This window comes from Maribacter confluentis (assembly GCF_030505015.1).
GTDB lineage: Bacteria > Bacteroidota > Bacteroidia > Flavobacteriales > Flavobacteriaceae > Maribacter > Maribacter sedimenticola.
Map to the genome: position 1 here is coordinate 3789896 of NZ_JAUKUC010000001.1, position 21755 is coordinate 3811650.

16 protein-coding genes are annotated in these 21755 nt (G+C 37.5%); 10 read left to right on the plus strand and 6 right to left on the minus strand.

Annotated elements, in window-relative coordinates:
• Positions 1–41 precede the first annotated feature (41 nt).
• Positions 42–893 carry an N-acetylglucosamine kinase gene (locus tag Q2T41_RS16665; RefSeq protein ID WP_304436998.1) on the plus strand — a complete coding sequence of 284 codons (852 nt, stop codon included), beginning with the start codon at positions 42–44 and terminating at the stop codon, positions 891–893.
• Positions 894–897: 4 nt separating this feature from the next.
• Here Q2T41_RS16665 and Q2T41_RS16670 read toward each other — a convergent pair whose 3' ends face one another.
• Positions 898–1278 (minus strand): RidA family protein, encoded by a 381-nt coding sequence (locus Q2T41_RS16670; protein ID WP_304436999.1) that lies wholly within the window; start codon positions 1276–1278, stop codon positions 898–900.
• A gap of 17 nt (positions 1279–1295) precedes the next feature.
• Positions 1296–4019: a putative LPS assembly protein LptD gene (locus tag Q2T41_RS16675; RefSeq protein ID WP_304437000.1), complete on the minus strand. Its 2724-nt coding sequence runs from the start codon at positions 4017–4019 to the stop codon at positions 1296–1298.
• Positions 4020–4163: 144 nt separating this feature from the next.
• On the opposite strand from Q2T41_RS16675, the gene Q2T41_RS16680 reads away from it, so the two are divergent.
• The 9 genes from Q2T41_RS16680 (at position 4164) to Q2T41_RS16720 (ending at position 15030) form a co-directional block, all read left to right on the plus strand.
• Positions 4164–5477, plus strand: coding sequence for an N-acetylmuramoyl-L-alanine amidase family protein (locus tag Q2T41_RS16680; protein WP_304437001.1), 1314 nt, complete (start codon positions 4164–4166; stop codon positions 5475–5477).
• A 47-nt stretch (positions 5478–5524) separates the two neighbouring features.
• Complete coding sequence (locus tag Q2T41_RS16685; RefSeq protein ID WP_304437002.1) at positions 5525–6490, plus strand: MlaD family protein; 966 nt, start codon at positions 5525–5527, stop codon at positions 6488–6490.
• Between the two features lie 4 nt (positions 6491–6494).
• Positions 6495–7820, plus strand: a complete 1326-nt coding sequence (locus Q2T41_RS16690; protein ID WP_304437003.1) for a 4Fe-4S dicluster domain-containing protein — start codon at positions 6495–6497, stop codon at positions 7818–7820.
• An 8-nt stretch (positions 7821–7828) separates the two neighbouring features.
• Positions 7829–8620 carry a (Fe-S)-binding protein gene (locus Q2T41_RS16695; protein WP_089261707.1) on the plus strand — a complete coding sequence of 264 codons (792 nt, stop codon included), beginning with the start codon at positions 7829–7831 and terminating at the stop codon, positions 8618–8620.
• 38 nt (positions 8621–8658) lie between these two features.
• Positions 8659–9141 carry an ABC transporter ATPase gene (locus Q2T41_RS16700; RefSeq protein WP_304437004.1) on the plus strand — a complete coding sequence of 161 codons (483 nt, stop codon included), beginning with the start codon at positions 8659–8661 and terminating at the stop codon, positions 9139–9141.
• A gap of 93 nt (positions 9142–9234) precedes the next feature.
• On the plus strand, positions 9235–12144 hold the full coding sequence (locus tag Q2T41_RS16705) for a serine hydrolase domain-containing protein (RefSeq protein WP_304437005.1): 2910 nt from the start codon (positions 9235–9237) through the stop codon (positions 12142–12144).
• 18 nt (positions 12145–12162) lie between these two features.
• Positions 12163–13302, plus strand: a complete 1140-nt coding sequence (gene bshA / locus Q2T41_RS16710; RefSeq protein ID WP_304437470.1) for an N-acetyl-alpha-D-glucosaminyl L-malate synthase BshA — start codon at positions 12163–12165, stop codon at positions 13300–13302.
• Entirely contained in the window at positions 13253–13579 is a 327-nt protein-coding gene (locus tag Q2T41_RS16715) for a hypothetical protein (RefSeq protein ID WP_304437006.1), read from the plus strand. Before bshA ends, Q2T41_RS16715 begins: the two co-directional genes overlap by 50 nt.
• Before the next feature lie 269 nt (positions 13580–13848).
• On the plus strand, positions 13849–15030 hold the full coding sequence (locus tag Q2T41_RS16720; protein WP_304437007.1) for an OmpA family protein: 1182 nt from the start codon (positions 13849–13851) through the stop codon (positions 15028–15030).
• A gap of 104 nt (positions 15031–15134) precedes the next feature.
• Here the strand turns inward: Q2T41_RS16720 and Q2T41_RS16725 are convergent, their stop codons facing one another.
• The 4 genes from Q2T41_RS16725 to Q2T41_RS16740 all read right to left on the minus strand — a co-directional run bounded on the left by Q2T41_RS16725 (position 15135) and on the right by Q2T41_RS16740 (position 21752).
• Entirely contained in the window at positions 15135–15809 is a 675-nt protein-coding gene (locus Q2T41_RS16725; protein WP_304437008.1) for a fibronectin type III domain-containing protein, read from the minus strand.
• Positions 15806–19753, minus strand: coding sequence for a PQQ-dependent sugar dehydrogenase (locus Q2T41_RS16730; RefSeq protein WP_304437009.1), 3948 nt, complete (start codon positions 19751–19753; stop codon positions 15806–15808). The genes Q2T41_RS16725 and Q2T41_RS16730 overlap by 4 nt, the downstream gene beginning before the upstream one ends.
• An 89-nt stretch (positions 19754–19842) precedes the next feature.
• Positions 19843–20823, minus strand: a complete 981-nt coding sequence (locus Q2T41_RS16735; RefSeq protein ID WP_304437010.1) for an MraY family glycosyltransferase — start codon at positions 20821–20823, stop codon at positions 19843–19845.
• Between the two features lie 20 nt (positions 20824–20843).
• Entirely contained in the window at positions 20844–21752 is a 909-nt protein-coding gene (locus Q2T41_RS16740) for an NAD-dependent epimerase/dehydratase family protein (protein ID WP_304437011.1), read from the minus strand.
• Positions 21753–21755: the final 3 nt, after the last annotated feature.

Consider the following 21755-nt stretch of genomic DNA (forward strand, 5'->3'; position numbering starts at 1 on the left):
TTTCCTTATTTTCAGGATTATTTTTTAAAGACAATCTGTATATGATTTTAATAGTAGATAGTGGTGCTACCAAGTCAGATTGGATCGCACTAGATGATAATGGGGAGCAACTTTTTTTGACTCAGACCTTAGGGTTAAGTCCAGAGGTTTTAACGAAAGATGTTATTGAAGATCGCTTGGCGAACAACTTTGAACTTTCTAAAAATAGGGAAAAGGTATCTCATCTATATTTTTATGGGGCGGGTTGTGGAACTGACCGTATGAAGATTTTTTTAAAAAGCATTTTTAAAGATTTCTTTCCAAATGCAAAGGCAGTAGTTAAAGAGGATACTTATGCCGCAATATTTGCCACAACAAAGGTGGGACACCAAGGAATTGTTTGTATTCTGGGCACAGGTTCAAATTGCAGTTATTACGACGGTAACCAATTGTTCCAGAAAGTGACTTCCTTAGGGTATATTCCCATGGATGATGGTAGTGGCAACTTCTTTGGCAGAAAATTGATCAGGGATTATTATTTTCATAAAATGCCGGCAGATTTGGCTCACAAATTTGCAAAACAGCATGATCTTGATCCTGATGTGATCAAGGAGAATCTTTATAAGCAACCTAATCCCAATACTTATTTGGCAACTTTTGCGCGTTTTTTAATCGAGAACAAGGAACATCCTTATTCCAAAGGGGTTATTGATAAAGGATTTCAGCAATTTATCAATAACTACGTTATGCAGTTTGAGTTGGCTACAAAGGTGCCAATTAATTTTGTTGGTAGTATTGCCCATTATTTAAAAGCTGAACTTACATCTGTATTGCAAAGAAATGATTTGATCGTAGGCGTTATTCGCCAAAGACCTATAGAGGGTCTCGTAGAATTTCATCGTGCAAATATGTAAGCACTTATTTTATGGCAATCATAGAAATTTCAACATTTACGAACTTAGGTAAGTTCGCAACTTCAACGGTCTCTCTAGCAGGGGCCGTTTCTGCATTAAAATAGGAGCCATATACCTCGTTTACCGCTGAGAATTGATTCATATCGCTCAGGAAAATAGAGGATTTTACGACATGTTCAAAAGTCATTCCCGCTTCGGTTAAAATTGCCTTAAGATTTTCCATGGACTGTTCAGTCTCCTTCTTAATATCACCGGTTACCAGTTCACCTGTTACAGGATTAAGAGGAATTTGTCCGGAAATATATAACGTATTATTGGCTAATACAGCTTGGTTATATGGGCCAATTGGTGCCGGGGCATTCTTGGTGTTTATAATTTGTTTCATGATTTTGGTCATTTATATTAATTACTAAAGGGCTGACTGCGGTTTTCCCATTTAAGGTCTTTTAGAATAGAGGCATCTATACCAATAAAGAAATACCATCTTTTATATTGTCCAAAAGGTGTCCAGTTAAAACGCATGGAGAAACTTTTAAGATCTCGTTGAAACCTTAATTGGGTAAGAGTAAAACCTTTGTTCTTAAAATCGTAACCGGATGAACCGCCTACTTTCCAGCGGGGCGCCAGTTCAATATCTCCCGTAAACATTAAGGAGTGGCTGCTGAACTCGTTCTGCCGTGCAGAGTTGGAATAGCTGGCGGAATAGGCCAACCTTAAGTTCCACGGTATTTTTGTTCCATAAATAGGGTTTTCCACATCTTGCCCCTTATCTTTATCAATAGGATTGTCATTAAAATTATCTGCCCTGCCAAATAGATCGTCGTCCCTTCCTCCGCTTTGGGCTACGTAGTCAAACGGGTCTTCCTCCTCGTTCTCTTTGTCATCTTTTTCCTTTTTGCCGAACATGTCACTACTAATTGCATAAGAAATATTTGCATTGGCTCTGGTAAGGCGAAACAAGCTCCCACCGTTATCCGCATTCCACGTGTCTATTCTTGTTCCGTTATTGTCAATGGCGTATGGATCCAAAGCTGCGGAGAAGTTAATGGACATTTTATTGTCCAATATATTGGTACCGCCATTAATGTTCAACGGATTTAAACGTAAAGAGTCAGATTCAAAATTATACCCTGTAGAGATGTTGAAGTTACTTAACAACGATACTTTTTTAGGTTCTAATTTAGTACTGTCCTTATCTCGTACTTTGGCCTCTAACGTATTGGCAAGCGAAAACCCTAAACTGTTGGATTTACCTAAAGAAGGCGCTCCATAAAGGGAACCTTGAAACCTGCTGAACTGTACTACTTCACCATCTTCATCTATATACTCATCATAAAACTGATCAAATGATGGGGCATACCCATAACTTATGGAAGGTCTCATGGTATGGCGTATAGCTTGTATTTTCTTGTCCTCCCCAAAATTAAACGTACCGTACAAGGTGGTTCCTATACTACTGCTAAAATTATATTTGTTAAACCTGTCAAACCCACTTATGGTATCGGTTACGACTGTTTCGGTCTCCGGATCAAAACTTTTGTTGTACGTTTCCATGGTCCAAACATCCTCATAACTACCACCTACACTGACACTAAAAAATTTGGCGACTTTAAAGTTGGTGTTTAACGGAATGCGATGTCTTGCTCCAACTTTTGAATTATCGAACATTCTAGCGGTCAGAAAATCCTCATCATTGGTGGTCAACCTGTTCTGTGCATTGACATCATATTGGAAATTAATGTTCTGTATAATTCCTTTTTTAATTCCGTCCCTTTTTGCAAACGGATATATACGTTCCATGCTTGCTTGAAAAGTAGGGAGGGTCATATTGATATTGTCCGTGTCCGAAGCCGTTGCCGTTGGTGATGTCAACTGCGAATGGGTAGCCGTTAAGCTCATGTTTATGGACGGATACGCGGGAAAGGTCTTGGAATATGAAATAGAGGAGGATAAGGTATTGTTTTGCGTATTAGGCAAGTTGCGTTGCTGTAGCGAGTTACGGTAGTATTCACTACTACCTAAGTTCACGGACGCGGAGAACCTTGAATTTGGACTGGATTTTGGGTCTTGTGAATGTGAAAATTGAATATTGTAATTACGTGATAGACTGTAGTCACTAAAACCTTTTTGGCTTCTTACTTGATTCTCAAACCTTAAATTAACATTTCCCCTAAATTTATAGCGCTTAATATATTGCGAGGCGCTCCTGAAGGCATAGCTTCCATTGGTGTAAAAATCTCCGGACAAGGTAACATCGGCATAATCGCCCAAAGGAACATAATACCCCATATCCTGTAAGAAATAGCCCGTATTGGGGTCATTGCCAAAAGAGGGCATCAGCACACCTGCAGACCTGCCTACCGTTAACGGGAAATAGGCAAAAGGCATAGCAATGGGTGTAGGAACATCTGCAATATAAAGATTGCTGAATCCGGCAATTACTTTTTTCTTGGGGACAAACTTGGCCTTTCTAATGCGTATGTAATAGTCTGGATTAATGGTGTCTGCGGAGGTGGTAAGCTTTCCTTCACTTAAAAAATAAACAGAATCGTTTTCTTTTTTGGTAATTTCCGCATACACCTTCATGACATCACTACCTAGTGCGCCGGCGGCGGCTTGTTGTTCTGTACGTGAATTCCAGATCAACGCTTTTTGAGTGTCAAAATTAAACCGTATAGAATCTGGGATGACAATATTGCTACCTTGTTTAAAATAGGGTAATTGACTATAATTACCCAAAGAATCTTTCATTCTACCTGCATAGACTTCATTCTTTATATAATCCATTATGATAATGCCTGCTTTTAACTCGGTATCCTGATAATAGATTTCAGCCTCGTTATAGAGATATATTTTGTTTTCCTTTTGGCTAAGTTTTACATAGTCCTTTGCCTTATAGGTTATTTTATCTAATAGCAAAGGTGGTTTTTGATTTAGTGAATCTATGGCCAACGAGTCTGTAACGGTGGTGTCCCTTACACGCTCAATAGGGAACAGTGGTGCAGAGATGCTATCGCCCTGAACTTTGATATTTAACGGTGTAACCTTACCTTCTTGTGCATGGACATAAAAGGAGCCAATAATAATGGCTAATAGGAAAAGTAAGTGTTGTTTGTTTGATTGCAAGGCTATATATCCTATTTTTGTAAAGGTTTGGCAGTACAATGAGCCATTGTTTCAGATGCCAAACTTACATATATTTTTTATTCCCTATGTAGGGTCTTACAATAAATTTAACCATTATATGGGGCTAGAGAATCCCTAATACTTATGAAAATAAAAGCTATTTGCACATTACTGGTTTTGGCAACGACATTTCTGCTTCAATCATTTGTTGTTCCCGTGGAAGAAATCAAATCTGACGATCCCTTTATTGTGGTGCTCGATGCCGGTCATGGAGGTCATGATCCAGGTAACTTGGGCAATGGTTATTTAGAAAAGAAAATTGCATTGAATATTGTGTTAAAGGTGGGCGAGTTGTTATCACAGAACAAGGATATCAAGGTAATCTATACCCGTAAGGACGACTCTTTTGTAGATCTTTTTGTGCGAGGGGAAATAGCAAATAAGGCCAACGCGGACCTATTTGTTTCCGTTCATTGTGACTCCCACACATCAGACGCCCATGGAGCAGGAACTTTTGTGCTTGGGTTGCATGCCAACAAACAGAACTTTGAAATAGCCAAGAAAGAAAACTCCGTAATTTATTTAGAGGATAACTACGAGAACCGGTATGCGGATTACGATATCAACTCGCCGGAATCCGTAATAGGACTTACGATAATGCAGGAAGAATTTTTAGACCAAAGTGTGGCGTTGGCTACCATGATTCAGGAAAATTTTTCAAAATCCTTAAAAAGAACGGATAGAAAGGTAAAGCAAGCAGGGTTCATTGTTTTGCATCAAACCTTTATGCCCAGCGTGTTGGTTGAAACCGGTTTTTTGACCAATAAAGAAGAGGGTACTTATCTGAACTCACAAAAAGGCCAGACCGAAATGGGAAAGGCAATTGCCCAGGCTATATTAAATTATAAGGAAGGGGTCAAGCCTACCGAGCGTGTTGTTGAGACTACAGTAGCGCAGACAAAGGCAAATACTATTAAGGATGAAGCGGTCAAGAAAATAGAAGATAAGAAAGATGTAGTTGTGATAAAAAAAGAAGAACCGGCAGTTCAAAAAGAAAACGATGTGGCCAAGACCACCACTACACCAGCTACTACTAAAAATGAGATTCCTGAAAAAATCATCGACGACCCAATAGTGGAGGTCAAAAAGAAAAAAGAGGCCATAACGCCCAAGGAAGTAGCGTCTTCTATAGTTTTTAAAATACAATTAATGGCAAGTAGTAAGAATGTGCCGCTTGATGCTTCTAATTTTAAGGGTTTGACCAACTTGTCACAAGAACCTTTTAAAAATTTGTACCGATATATGTACGGAGAAACTCAATCTTACAGGGAAGCCAAAATGATGCAGTCCAGGGCGGTTGATAAAGGGTACAAAACCGCATACATTGTGGCATATAGACTGGGGGAAAGAATTCCTATTCAAGAAGCAATTGACCAGGTTTCTGATTTAACCCCTTAAAGTGTAAATTTTATTCCTAATTTTGAGAGTACTAAAATTATATTTGCTTGAAACTATCTAGAGAATTAAAAACGGGTATTATTGTTATAGGAGGAATTCTATTGTTCATAATGGGATTTAGTTACTTAAAATCATCTCCCATATTTGACAATAGCAAAACATTTTATGCAGTATACGCCAACGTTGGAGGCTTACAGCCGGGCACTTCGGTCTCTATTAACGGTTTTAATGTAGGAAAGGTCAATGATATTAAGTTTTTAGATGCACAGGGAAATTTGTTGGTAACTTTCACGGTTGGCAACGAATTTAAATTTTCAAAGAATAGTGTAGTAGAACTGTATGATACCGGAATTATTGGTGGTAAAGGATTACAGATTAAACCGGTTTTTGATGCTACGGGAGAAGCGCAATCAGGAGATACCCTTCCAACACAGACAAGACCTGGTATTACAGATTTGGCACAACAGAAACTTACCCCGTTGGTGCGTAAATTTGAATCTGCAATCTCTGGTGCGGATTCAGTGTTGGTAAACGTAAATTCCGTATTGGATACAGAAACAAAAAAAGAGTTGAAAGAAGTAATTGTAGGGTTAAATGACCTTATCGTTAGCTTAAACGGTAGTGCTTCTTCATTAAATTCCCTTTTAAATGGCAATAAAGAAAGTTTGGATAATTCTTTGCAAAATTTTGAGAAGTTAACCACAAATTTCGCAAACTTGTCCGATTCTTTAAATGCGGCAGGTTTGGGTGAAACGTTATCCAGTTTAAAAGCTACGTTGGCAAACTTGAACGAGGTAACACAAAAAATAGAAAGCGGTGATGGTACTTTGGGCATGTTAATGACGGACAAGGAACTTTACAATAATTTAAATAATTCCAGTAAAGAGCTGGATTTGCTCTTACAGGATTTTAGGTTGAACCCCAAACGCTATGTCAACGTATCGGTTTTCGGCAAAAAACAAAAGGAATATACGGTTCCTGAAGATGATCCCGCAGAGAAAATAGAAGAATAAATATATGCAGTACCTCCCCAATATAATTTTTATCATATTACTGATCGCTGGGATCGGTTTTTTTGTCAAAAATGTTTCAAGACTTAAGAGAAATATCTTCTTAGGTAAGGATGCTGATCTTACGGATAACAAAGCACAACGTTGGACAAACATGGCTAAGATAGCCTTGGGACAAACCAAAATGGTCGTTAGGCCAATAGCAGGAATATTGCATATTATTGTTTATGTAGGTTTCATTATAATCAATATTGAAGTACTTGAAATTATCCTTGACGGTATTTTAGGAACGCATAGGCTTTTTTCCGTTTTAGGATCGGTGTATGATTTTTTAATTGGATCGTTTGAAATTCTTGCATTTCTGGTCATTGTAGCGGTGATTATATTTTGGGCAAGAAGAAATGTTATAAAGCTCAAGCGTTTTTTAAAACCGGAAATGAAAGGTTGGCCAAAGCAAGATGGTAATCTTATTCTTTATATTGAACTTGTGTTAATGGTACTTTTTCTGACCATGAACGGGGCAGATTATCAATTACAGCAAATGGGGGCGGAGCATTATGTAAATGCCGGTTCTTATCCGATCAGTAGTTTTATAGCGCCTTTTTTTCAAAATATGTCCGTATCAACCTTAGTAATAATTGAACGAACAGCTTGGTGGTTGCATATTGCGGGAATATTGTTTTTTCTGAATTACCTCTATTATTCCAAACATTTACATATTCTTTTGGCTTTTCCAAATACATATTATGGAAAATTGACCCCCAAAGGACAGTTTAAAAACTTGGATGCCGTTACCAACGAAGTGCGTATGATGATGGATCCAGAAGCAGACCCTTATGCGGAACCAGCGGAGGATGCGGCGGTACCGGATAAGTTTGGTGCTTCTGATGTTCAGGATTTAAGTTGGGTACAGCTTTTAAACGCTTATACTTGTACGGAGTGTGGAAGATGTACAAATGAATGCCCTGCAAACCAAACAGGTAAAAAATTATCACCCCGAAAAATCATGATGGATACGCGTGATCGATTGGAGGAGGTTGGTGCCATTATGGATAAAAACAAAGGGGAGTTTGTGGATGATGGCAAACAATTATTGAATGATTATATTACCCCAGAAGAATTATGGGCATGTACCTCTTGCAATGCATGTGTGCAAGCCTGCCCTATAAGTATAGATCCTTTGTCCATAATTATGGATATGAGGCAGTATTTAGTAATGGAACAATCTGCGGCTCCTTCAGATTTGAATAACATGATGGGTAATATTGAAAATAATGGAGCACCTTGGCCATTTAATCAAATGGACCGTTTAAACTGGAGTAAGGAATCTTAAAGTATATTATGGCAAACGAATTAAAAGTGCCTACAATGGCAGAATTTTTTGCATCTGGTACAGTACCTGAAGTTTTATTTTGGGTAGGGTGTGCAGGTAGTTTTGATGATAGGGCAAAAAAAATCACTAAAGCCTTCGTTAAGATCCTGAACAAGGCCAATGTGTCTTTTGCCGTATTGGGTACTGAGGAAAGTTGTACCGGAGATCCAGCTAAACGTGCAGGGAACGAATTTTTATTTCAAATGCAGGCGGTTACCAATATTGAAGTGCTGAATGCCTATGAGATAAAAAAAATAGTTACGGCATGTCCGCATTGTTTCAATACCATTAAAAATGAATACCCTGGTCTTGGAGGTAGCTATGAGGTTGTTCATCACACGCAATTTTTAAAACAACTTCTTTCCGAAGGTAGAATTACTATGGAGGGCGGTACCTTTAAGGGTAAACGTATAACCTTTCATGACCCTTGTTATTTAGGTAGGGCCAATGACGTATATGAAGCGCCACGAGATCTAATCAGAAAATTAGATGCAGAATTGGTAGAAATGAAAAATTGTAAGCAGCGCGGACTTTGTTGTGGGGCTGGTGGTGCACAAATGTTCAAAGAACCTGAAAAAGGAGATAAGGATGTTAACATTGAACGTACAGAACAGGCGTTGGAAACACAACCTGAAATCATTGCTGCAGGTTGTCCCTTTTGTAATACCATGATGACCGATGGAGTAAAAAATAAAGAAAAAGAAAATAGTGTTGCCGTTATGGATATCGCAGAGTTAATAGCTACTGCAGAAGATTTATAATATGCTACGTCCCAATTTAACTTTTAAAATAACATAACTTGTTAGTAGATTTCAATACATTACCGGATAACGCCAGAGTTTGGATATATCAATGCAACAGGTCTTTCACCCAAGAAGAACTTGTTTCGTTACAAACGGACTTGGATTCCTTTTTACAGGGGTGGACTGCGCATGGCAATGATCTAAACGCTGGTTATGAAATAAGATATAGACGTTTTATCGTCATTGCTTTAGATGAAAGTGCACAAAATGCCACAGGTTGTTCCATAGATGCCTCTGTACATTTTATACAGCAGCTAGAGAAAAAATATGATGTAATGTTACTTGATAAAATGAACGTGTCTTATAAGCAAGGTGAATTCATTGCCTATAAAAGTTTGCTTGATTTTAAAGCAATGGCCAAACAAAAAGCAATATCCAAGAATACCATAGTCTTCAATAATTTGGTAACCGATAAAGGGGAATACCAAGAGTTTTGGGAAGTGCCGGCTTCAGAGAGTTGGCATGCCCGTTTCTTATAGGCGACTACTTTCATTTTCCTTTTGTTTATTGGGTTTTATCGATGAAATACAATAATTTAATTCTATTATAGTTATCTCATTACACATCGTACTATGCGCTTATTTTTAATTACATTAACTGCTTGTTTTTATGGGTTTGTTGCCCATGCCCAAAATCCTTTAGTCACTGTAGACAGCCTTGCACAGCAACGTTGGGTAGAGGAGCAGTATACCCAAATGAGTTTAAATCAAAAATTGGGTCAGTTGTTTATGGTAAGTGTTGCTTCAGATCAGAGCAAACAGTCAACCAATGCAATTAAAGATCTTATAGAAAAAGAGCATTTGGGAGGTGTTATTTTTTCTAAGGGCGGACCAGTTCGCCAAGCTAAACTAACCAATGAATATCAACGTGTTGCAAATATCCCATTATTAATTGGGATGGATGCCGAGTGGGGTTTGTCCATGAGATTGGATTCTACATATGCTTTTCCATGGAATATGACTTTAGGAGCAATTCAGGACAGTACTATCGTGGAGAAAGTAGGGTATCAAATCGGTAAACATGCCAAAAGGCTTGGAGTCCATATTAATTTTGCTCCTGACCTGGATATTAATACTAATCCTGAAAATCCTATTATTGGAAACCGTTCGTTTGGTGAGGATCGTGATAATGTTGTCCAAAAAGGAATTTCTTTTATCAAAGGAATGGAGCGTGCAGGGGTCTTGGCAAATGGAAAACATTTTCCCGGACACGGTGATACCGCTGTAGATTCCCACCATAATTTACCGGTAATACCTTTTAACAAAGACCGTTTGGATAGCATAGAGCTTTATCCATTTAAAAAGGTAATAGCTTCTGGATTAAGTAGTATAATGGTGGCACACCTTGAGGTTCCTGCCTTGGAGCTGAAAAAGGGTATGCCCTCCTCTATATCTGAACAGATTATCTCAGGACTATTGAAAGAGGATTTGGGGTATGAAGGACTGATATTTACAGATGCCCTTAATATGAAAGGTGTTTCTACCCAAGGTGCGGATGGTGAGGTAGAATTAAAAGCTTTTATGGCCGGTAACGATATGTTGTTAATGCCGGAAAATATTGTAAGTGCCAAGAAGAAATTAACCAATGCTTATCAAAATGGGAGGTTAACTGAACAACGTTTGGCATATTCGGTCAAAAAAATTCTTATGGCTAAATATAAGGCCGGTCTACAAAATTACAGGCCCGTTGTCATAGATCGGCTATATGAGGATTTGAACAGCCTGGAGAACGATATCATTTATGAAGAAGCTATAGAAAATGCCATTACCGTGGTAAAGAATAATATGGAACTTGTGGCCATTAAAAATTTGGACAATAAAAAAATAGCGTACGTAAAATCTGGCGATGCGGAAAACGATGCTTTTTTAAAAGCCCTTCAAAAATTTACAGAAGTAACGGTAGTTGAGGCAAATGACATTAATCAGTTAAAAATAAAACTAAAGGAATTTAATCTGGTTATCGTAGGCCACCATAAAAGCAATGAAAGCCCATGGAAATCATACAAATTTTTGGATAAGGAATTACGGGACTTACAGGAGATAGCCAATGAACGGACCTCTAATTTAATTTTATGTGTATTTGCAAAACCATATGCACTTTCGGCTATTGCAAATTTAGCAAGTGTAGATGCCGTTGTCATGGCGTATCAAAATAGTGATATAGCTCAGGAAAAAACAGCTGAAGTGTTGTTTGGGGCGGTTGGTGCATCCGGTAAATTGCCGGTTTCGTCACATAGGGAGTTTCCGGTCAATACAGGTATTAAGACCGCATCTCTGAGTAGGCTAGGGTATAGCTTGCCAGAAAGGGTAGGGTTAAGTTCCAAAGGATTGGCCAATATAGACCGTATGGTCCAAGGTGGTTTGGATAGTTTAATGTTCCCGGGTGCGCAAATATTGGTAGCCAGAAAAGGAAAGGTAGTCTATCAAAAAAGTTTTGGTAAACCTACTTATGATAGTAAAGAAAATATTACCAATGAACATATATATGATCTGGCTTCATTGACCAAGATACTGGCAACATTGCCCATGGTCATGAAAATGGAAGAAGATGGAGCTATTGAACTTAATGATACTTTTGAGGAATTAGTCCCCAACTATTCTGATACGGAAATAAAGAACGTAACCGTACTTAAAGCTCTTTCCCATTATGGACGTTTGCCTGCATGGATCGCATTTTATATCGATACCTTGGACAAGGATAGGAAGCCTTCCTCTGAGTTTTATAGAACGGAACCTATACCGGGTTTTTCTACAAAAGTATACGACCAGCTATATTTGACAGATGCTTATCAAGACAGTATATATAATAGAATTGGGAGACAAGACCTTAAGCCCAACAGATATCGCTATAGTGATGTTCCCTATTATGTTATGAAAAAAGTAATAGAAAAGAACTATGGCCAACCATTAAATTTTTTAACGCAAAATTTTCTTTACGGCCGCCTAGGGGCAAACAAAACAACGTACAATCCTCTGGATAAGTTTAAAAAGCAAGCCATTGTCCCTTCAGAGGAGGATAATTACTATAGATATGGAACTGTGCAAGGCTATGTTCATGATATGGGAGCAGCCATGCAAGGTGGGGTTGGTGGTCATGCCGGTCTATTTAGTAATGCCAATGATGTGGCAAAAATTATGCAGATGTATTTACAAGATGGTTATTATGGGGGTGTCAAGTTTTTTGATTCCCGGACCGTTAAAAAATTCAACACCTGTTATTTTTGCGATAAAAACGTACGTAGAGGAGTAGGTTTTGACAAACCACAGTTAGAGCATAGCGGGCCAACATGTGGCTGTGTTTCGAGAAAAAGCTTTGGACATAGCGGTTTTACGGGTACTTACACATGGGCCGATCCAGAGGAGAAAATTGTGTATGTTTTTTTATCGAATAGAACCTACCCGTCTGCTTCCAATACCCTTTTAGTTAAATCTGGGTTAAGAACTAGAATTCAACAAGTTATTTACGACTCAATTTTAAATTAAAAAGGTAATTTTGCTATGATGAAAATAGCAATAGTATGTTACCCTACCTTTGGTGGTAGTGGCGTTGTAGCAACAGAATTAGGAATTGCCTTGGCCAATAGGGGGCACGAAGTCCATTTTGTTACCTATAAACAACCCGTTCGTTTAGAATTATTGAACAATAGGATTTTCTTTCATGAGGTCCATGTACCGGAGTATCCTTTATTTCATTACCAACCCTATGAGTTGGCGCTATCAAGTAAACTGGTAGATACTATTAAATTACATAAAATAGACTTGTTGCATGTGCATTATGCCATTCCGCATGCTTATGCGGGCTATATGGCTAAAAAGATGTTGGAAGAAGAAGGTATTTATTTACCTATGATTACAACCTTACATGGTACGGATATTACTTTGGTAGGCAAGCATCCTTTTTATAAACCTGCCGTAACCTTTAGCATTAATCAGTCTGATGTTGTAACCTCCGTATCTGAAAGCCTGAAGAAAGGCACTTTGGAAATTTTTGATATTAAGGGTGAAATTGAAGTGATTCCTAATTTCATAGACACTAAAAAATACAGTACTTCCTTTACCGATTGTCAACGGTCAAATATGGCCAATGATAATGAACGCATTATTACCCATATCAGTAATTTTAGAAAAGTTAAAAGAATTGCAGACGTAGTAAAAGTGTTTAGTAAGATTCAACTGTCCATACCTGCTAAATTGATTATGGTAGGTGAAGGGCCGGAAAAAGAGGGAGCGGAACGTTTATGTGAGGATCTGGGCATTGCGGAGAAGGTCATATTCCTTGGCAATAGTAATGAGATAGATAAAATTTTATGTTTTTCGGATTTGTTTTTATTGCCTTCAGAAACAGAAAGTTTTGGTCTTGCGGCATTAGAGGCAATGGTCAATAAGGTACCGGTAATTTCCAGTAACGCCGGTGGTATACCAGAAGTCAATCTAGATGGTGTAAGCGGTTTTCTTAGTGAGGTTGGTGATGTCGAAGATATGGCTTCTAAGGCACTTACTATTTTAAGTGATGATGAAGTGTTGGAAAGATTTAAGAACAATGCGGTCAAAGAAGCCCATAAGTTCGATATTCAAAAAGTTTTGCCCTTATATGAGGAGGTATATCAAAGAGCTTATAAAGGACGGTTTAACAATGCTTAAATCTATATTGATTACCGGCAGTTTGGCTTTTTTCTTCTTGCTGTCCTGTAAAGGACAACAAAATACTGCAAATGCAGATTCAACAACCATGGAGATTTTGGTAATGGATAATTATGGTGGGCATGACACAGAACAGTTTTTGGTCATCAAGGATCAAAAGTCACTCTCTGAGCTTTTTGGTGTTTTAAATAGAACAAGAAAACCAGGACTGCCAATACCAAAAATTGATTTTAGTAAGGAACTGGTTATCGTTTGGAGCCCGGGGAAGCAAATGTAAATTCCGGTTTAAAAATTAAATCACGTATAGGTAAGAATCTCATCTTGCGAAAAACAAAGATTAAAAAGAATTCGGAATTGACTGCAATGACCAGACCCGTAACCGTCTACAAACTCCCAATTCATGGGGAATCTGTTGTCATAGAATAAGATTTCACCGGTAAATTGCGGATTTTCAACATACTATCGATTTATAATGTTGTTCATAGTGCTTCTATAAAGAATTCAATACTTTCTCTTAATTTTACACCTTAACCCAAATTAATTATAATGAAAACTTCAAAATTTTTAACTTTTTTGGTTTTACTAGGTATTAGTTTTTCTGCCTTTGCCCAAGATGAATTACAAATTACTTCCAAGGATAGCATTGTTCAAAGTTCTTGGATTGTTGGTGTTGGTTTTAATGCCGTAGATGATTCAGGAAATGTGTTCGATGGTATTTTCAATGTTGGACAGGAATGGAATATTGTACCTTATCCTTCTCGCGTAAGCATTGGAAGATATTTTAAAAATGGTCTAGGGATTGAAGCTATCGGATCGTATAACAGATACATGAAGGGGAATACCATAGATGAGGAAATTATTCTAGAAGATATACCTTATTATGCTTTTGATGGTAGGGTAACCTATGATATAAATAAAATTATTGGTCAGACCGGATGGTTTGACCCCTATATTGGAGTTGGTGTTGGTTATACCGATGCCAATAATGAGGGTAGGGGAACCTATAATGCCGTTGTTGGGTTTAGAACGTGGTTTTCTGACCGTTGGGGACTAGATTTTAATTCAACTGGTAAATGGGCCATGACGACCAGTAATGAGGTTACCAATCATATACAGCACGCCGCGGGTGTGGTTTACCAATTTGGTATTGAAAAAGGGCTTTCTAAGCGCGGGGAGGAAAAGTTGGCGCTTATGGCCGCTATTGAAAAAGAAAAGCAACGCCAAAGAGATTCTATCAATGAAGTCAATAGACTAAAGGAAGAGGCATTATTGGCAGCCCAATTGAAAAAGCAAAAAGAGGAAGATGCACTTGCCGCTGCGGAGAGGGAAAGATTAGACAAGCTTAATCGTAAGAAGCAGGCTATAAAGTCAAGAATAGAGCAATTGGGCAATGTTTATTTTGATTTGAACTCTTCATATGTAAACAATGATTCCAAGAAGGTCTTAGATGCAATGGCGGAAATTTTTGAGGAAATACCGACTTTAAAATTAAAAGTTACATCTCATACAGACTCTAGAGGTACTTCTACATATAATGATTGGCTTTCAGAGCGTAGGGTCACTAGAACAAAGGAATATTTATTAAGTAAAGGTGTTGCACCTGAAAGAATAATGACAGAAGCTTTTGGAGAACAGCGCTTGTTGAATGAATGTGATGACAATACATATTGTCCAGCAGAGAAACATGCGGTCAACAGAAGGTCAGAATTTGAGGTTGTGGAATTTTAAAAATAATTAAAAAGAAAAACCCCGTTCATTATAAAATGTGCGGGGTTTTTTATTTTCAAAAATTGTAGTTTAAATAAGGGGCAAATAAATTTTTTAATACATTATTAAGCTACCGTAAATGTAAATATTGGTGAAGTTGATTCGTTACCATTACTATCCTTGGTAACTACTTTCCAGTAATACACTTTACCTGACGTAACTTCAATGGCATCAAATCTTGTTTCAAGAATATCTGCTGCAAAAATTTCCGGGTCATCTGTTTCCCCAAAATAAAGGTCATGGCCAATAATGTCATTATCCTCATCTTCCGATTGCCATATTAAATTAACCGCTGTACTCGTTTGGGATATTGTAGCGCCAGATACAGGTGAAATGGCTATGGCAGGTAATGGAATGGTAGATGCCACGCCAGGGCCAGCATTATAAAAATTCCAGGTTTCACTGCTTGTGTTCAATTTACCTGTTACGAACCATGAGTAAACTACTCCACGATCTAAAATAATTGCCAATTCCTGATCATTGCTATCGTATGTTTCTGTACTAGCGGCCAAGACATTGGTTAAATGAACGGTATACGGACTAGAATTATTTTCATCAAGCCATTTAAAAACTAATTCGCTCTGTGTGTCAGAGACTATGGTGCCCTCTGTACATTCCGAATCATTTTCTGGAAAGGTTAAAGCTATGGTCTGATCAGTGCCCAGTATATCCAGAACATCTAAATCTACTCCACAGGAAAAACAGGTAGCGATCAATAAAAAAAACAAGCTTTTTCTCATGACTTAATAAGCTTGAAAGATTTATCCAATTGTTCATTTTTTAATTTTAAAAAATAAACTCCCGTTACCAAATTACTTGTATTCAAGGTTATAATTTTTGATTCTACCAGATATGTTTCTACAGAAATCAATTGCCCCGCTTCAGTATATATTGCGATATCTATAGTGTCTGAAGTTAATGATTTCAAATCAATGTTAAGTACATCTTCTACCGGATTTGGATATATGAGAAACATATTTTCCAAAATAACGGTTTCTTCAAAAATACCTTGACATAATTGATTAGAGGTTACCTTGATTATATTGACATCTTCATATAACGGCAAATTAATTTCACTGTTGGTGGTTACCATGCTCTTACCATTTACTTCAACGGTATATTCATTACCACCCCGCATTTTAAGTGCTACACTATTGGTTATGTTATCAACATCTAATTGCACTTGTAACGGTTCTGGTTCTACAATTGTAAACTTAGAACAATTTACATAATCTGGAAAATTAATGGATGTGATACATAAGTCATACGAACCATTTGCTAAATTGGATATGGTAAGTTCTTCTGAAAAAGGCAGAACTATTTCCTCTACCGGACCCGTAAGGGTGGCTATGAAATTATCTGTGTTTTTGGATTGTATCATTAAGGAACCGTTATTTAAATCTATACAGGTGGCCCCATTGGTAGTTATTCTAAATTGATCGTTGTCATAGTTGGAAAGCGAACATCCGTTTTCATCTACCGTTGCACCTGCCGGTGTATTTGGACATTGATCAACATCGTCATTAATACCATCATTATCTCCATCAAGCGGTGGTATTGGGCATCCATTGGAATCTACTGGTTCTCCTTCAGGGGTATCCGGACATCCATCATTGACATCTATTACACCATCATTATCACTATCTAAAGGAGTTTGAACGGTGCAGCCATTTTCATCCACAACATCTCCGGATGGAGTATTGGGGCAATCGTCGTTTGCATCATTTACACCATCATTATCACTATCTAATTGGTTTAAGGAGCATCCATTTTCATCTACCGTATTTCCTTCCGGGGTATTAGGACACGTATCTACATTATTGAACACCCCATCATTATCACTGTCTAATTGACTAGAAGAACATCCATTGACATCCACAGCTTCACCATCTGGAGTATTTAAACATAAATCATCAATATTGGCAACCCCATCATTATCATCGTCCAATTGGCTCTGTGAACAACCATTGGCGTTTACGGTTTCGCCATTTGGTGTATTGGGGCAATTGTCATTTGCGTCTATGACACCATCGTTGTCCGTATCATTTGACGTTGTGCCCTGAACTATAATTTCTAAATTTTCCGTACAGCCTTGCTCGGTCTCGAAGGTATATGATCCGGAAAGTGTAGTGTTCATAGAGCCTAAATCATAATCCCCATTAACCGTGGTGCCATTTGGCAATAAAATGGTGAAGTTTACACCATTTGGTAATATGCTCAAAAGTAATTCATCACCTTCATTGACCGTAATTGAATTGCTACCACTATCAAACACTCCGTTTACCCTATATTCAGGTATTATACTATCTTCAGTACAAAAATTCTCACTCCAGATCGCAATATTGTTGGTACTTAAATTTCCGGCCGTGCCAAAATTTCCACCAACGATAAGCTCGGAGCCATTGTTGGTAAATACCAAAGAATTTACCCTAACATCTACACCCACATCGGTATTGGGTCCTAATGCTTCCCACCCGTTTGCTGCACTCCATCTGGAGAGGTTGTTTACTATTTTGTCTACGTTTCCGTTATCACTTGCAGTATCAAAAGTTCCACCTACATAAACATAAGAGCCATTGGACACAATAGCATTAACATTACCGCTTAAACCGTTACCAAGCGCTTCCCAAGATTGGTTTGTCTTATTGAACCGGGCAATTCTGTTGACCGTATTGCCACCAGCAATAGAAAAGTTTCCACCAACATATAAATAATTACCAGATGATTCGATTGCTTGCACAAATCCACTGGTACCCGTACCAAGAGCAGACCAGTTAGTGCCATTCCATTGGGCAATTCTTGCCGCAGAAACCCCGCCGGCCGTGTCAAAATTACCACCAACGTACATCATATTGTTATCGTCAAATGTGATAGACCTAATTTCATTATTGGTTCCTGCAATACCTGTTGAAGCATCGACCAACGTACTCCAAACATTATTTTCCCATTTGGCAATATTGTTGGCGGTAAGTCCTCCAGCATCTGTAAAGGTACCGCCTGCATAAAGGGCACCTGTAGCATCTGTCTTTATTTTTAGGATAGGTCCATTGGTGCCCGATCCTACCGCAGCCCAGGATGAACCGTTCCATCTGGCAATATTATTGGCGGATATTCCCCCTATTGTCGTAAAGTCACCAGCGGCATAAACCGTACCATCCGGTGCCACATCTATGGAGTAAATTATACCGTTACTACCATTTATGGATGCTTGCCATTCATCTGAAGCGTTAAGTACGGCCAGATTATTAACACCAATTCCACCGGCAGTACTAAAATTACCCCCCACATATTTCATTTCCGCTGGGGATTCCGCAATTGTTTCCACTATGCCATTTGTACCGGAGGTGATTGATTTCCATTCGCCAATACCATTAACCGGTGTGGTTACAGGTCCCGTAACCGTTTCCGTTAATTTATAAACTTTTACGCTGGATCCATAATCCGAAAAGTACAGTTCACCTGCTTCATCTTCTCCAAAACTGGATATGTATTGTCCACTGGTCTGGAACAACAATTCATTACTTGTACTCCCATTACTAGCATTATAACTTAGTGCCCAAACCCTTCCGGAAATATAATCGGCATAGATGTATTTATTTTGAAGACTTGCGCTTGTAAGTGAGCCATTATATACGTACCCTCCTGTTATTGAAACATCAGAGGCACTATGGTCGTAGAAAAATATAGGTTTAATATCTGGTGATGTGGACAAGGTGGTCGTTCTTCCATAACTTGGTTCTGAATTGGCCTCAAACTTGTTCCAACCATAATTGCCACCATTTGTAATCAAATTTATCTCTTCATAGGAATTTTGACCAACATCCGCACCCCATAATCTGCCGTTATCATCAAATGAAAATTTCCAAGTATTTCGTATACCCCATGCATAGAGTTCATCTAACCCTGATTGACCGACTCTTGGATTGTTTGAGGGTATCTCATAGCTACCATTGGGAGATTGGGTGTTGTTACCATCTATATCAACATCTATGCGCAATATTTTACCAAAAGCCGAATTTAAATTCTGGCTGTTTACTTGTGGATCAGCGGCGCCACCACCATCGCCAACGGAAATATAAAGATAACCGTCAGGACCAAAAGCAATTTTACCTCCATTATGGTTAGAATCAGCTTGATTTTTGGTGTACTGGGCAAGTACCAAACCTGAATTTGGATTAATTCTATTTGGGTTGGAGCCATCGACTTGATAGCGTGCTATGTTAATTCTATAATTGCTGGGACGGTCTATATAGTAAATATAGATATATCCGTTAGATGCATAATTTGGATGAAATGCAAGACCTAAAAGTCCTATTTCTTGACCAACACTATAAGTAACAATGGAACTGATATCTAAAAACGTGGATAGTTCGCCTGCGGTTACATTGGCCCTGTTAGGGAACACTTTTATGATACCTGGCTGTTCCACAATAAATAAACGATTTGTACCATCGTTACTGTTCTGAATCTCTACCGGAAAATTAAAATTTAGATTGGTAAAAGCTTCTTGATAAGCAACTTGAGCATTTATCTTAACAACAAAAAATAAAACTAAAATTCCTATATAACTTGAAAAACAATTTTTCATTAAACTTAGTTGGGGGTTGTAATATATACGCTCACTTATAAGTTTTGGATCATAATTAAAAACCAATAATCTACTTGTGTGATTAAGGACCCGCAAGATATTACAATATTAGCTCATTCACCAAAAGTTTAATGACTAAAAAAGTTCTCTGTTAATAAGTATGTTTAACCCTATAACAATAAGATTTATAGGTGTTTAGCTTTCGTGTTTAATTTTTGTTTAACGATTATATAAATAATGGATACTATTGCCACCGGAAGCATAAACAAAAGAAAAGATGAATAGCCATTTGATATCAATAGATAGGCTATTAAGTTAAAAATCAATTGCATTACAAAATAGGATGTTGAAACTACTAAATGGTTCATACCGTGGTCATTGGCCAATACTTGATATAAATGTCTTTTATGAGGTTTAAAAATATTCTCCTTTCTTATCAATCGTTCAATAATTGTAAGTCCACCATCTATGATATACATAGCTAAAATCAAGAATATGAGTGGGTTATTTGTTTTAAGAAAAAAACTTAAAACAAAATATATAATGGAAAGTCCTATGGTTATACTTCCTATATCACCGGCAAAGCATTTAGGTTTTTTTCTATAGTTAAAAATACCGAATACTAGCGTAGCTATGCTTAATGTTACTAATAACTCCGTTTGCGCAAAAGGTATGTAAAAGATATTCAGAATTAAAAGTATACCGTAGGTTACCAATGTATTTAAAAAAGTAATTCCATTTATACCATCCATAAAATTATAAATGTTCAAAAACCCTATTGAGAATATATATACACCTGTAATGGTAAGGAGGGAGTAAAGACTAAAAAGTTCAAGCGAGTGGAAGACAAGACTAAAAGCAAGAATATGGACCAATATACGCACCTTAGAGGACAGACTGATCATGTCATCTATAAAACTAATAATAGCCACCATACTAATGGCAGCCAATACATATGTAAACGGTGGATTCAATTGTTTAAACCAAATGGCATAAAGTATAAACGCAAAAAATATAATTATACCACCACCTCTTATGGTAGGGGTTACATGGGAACTTCTATTATTAGGTTTATCAATAATATTGAATTTATCCGCTATTTTCAGGTATATCAACTCTAAAGCAAGAAGAATTATTCCTAGGATTATGTATGGGGTTATATTCATGGTCTGTTTTATAATTGAGCTTAGTTAAGCCAATACTCTTTGTTGTCTAAAATTTGTCTAGAACTATAGCCAGCGGTTCTAGCTTTTGAATCATTAAAGGTTAAACTTTTATTGATTTTATCCAGTTTTAAACTATCAATTGGTGGGGATATTGAAAATAACTTTTTAATAATATCACCGCATAAGGCAATGGGTTTTATAACGTAATATGGTATAGCGTATATTTTTTTTAATCCGTATTCTTTTGCAATAACTCCAGAAAGTTCTTTAAAAGACGGGTCATGGCCATCAGTTAAATGATAAATGTTAGGTTGTTTCATTAATATGGGCAATGCCATTGAAATATCATCTACCAAAACCATAGATTTTTTAGCATTACCTTTTCCTATATTAAAGTAAAATCCTTTTTGTATTCCATGAATCATACTTTTTAAATTTCCCTTTGGATTTCTACCTATAATTAATGGCAATCTCAGTATGGTGGCACCTACCTCGTTTATCTTTGCCCAAGCAAGTATTTCATTTTCTGCCATTACCTTACTTTTTCCATAAGGTGTAGTGGCTTTTAAAGGATAGTCTTCATCAATACCCTGCCCATGGTCAAGACCATATACAGCTACCGTACTTATGAAAATTAGATTCTTTGGCGGCATAACCAGGTTTTTTAAAAGGTTTTTTGTGCCCTCAAGGTTAACATCATAGAACAGCTTTTCTTCTGCGTGAGTTTTTGGTATTACATGGGCTTTGCCGGCGGCATGAATTACAAGATCATATTTCGTATTCAAAGGCTTATTGAAAGTTGCCAAATCTGCAATGATGTCATTTTCTTGAGAACGTCCTATTGTTTCTACATGGTGGCCCATATTTGTAAAATGATGCAAAATGTTAGCACCTAAAAATCCTGTAGCTCCGGTCAATAATACATTCATACC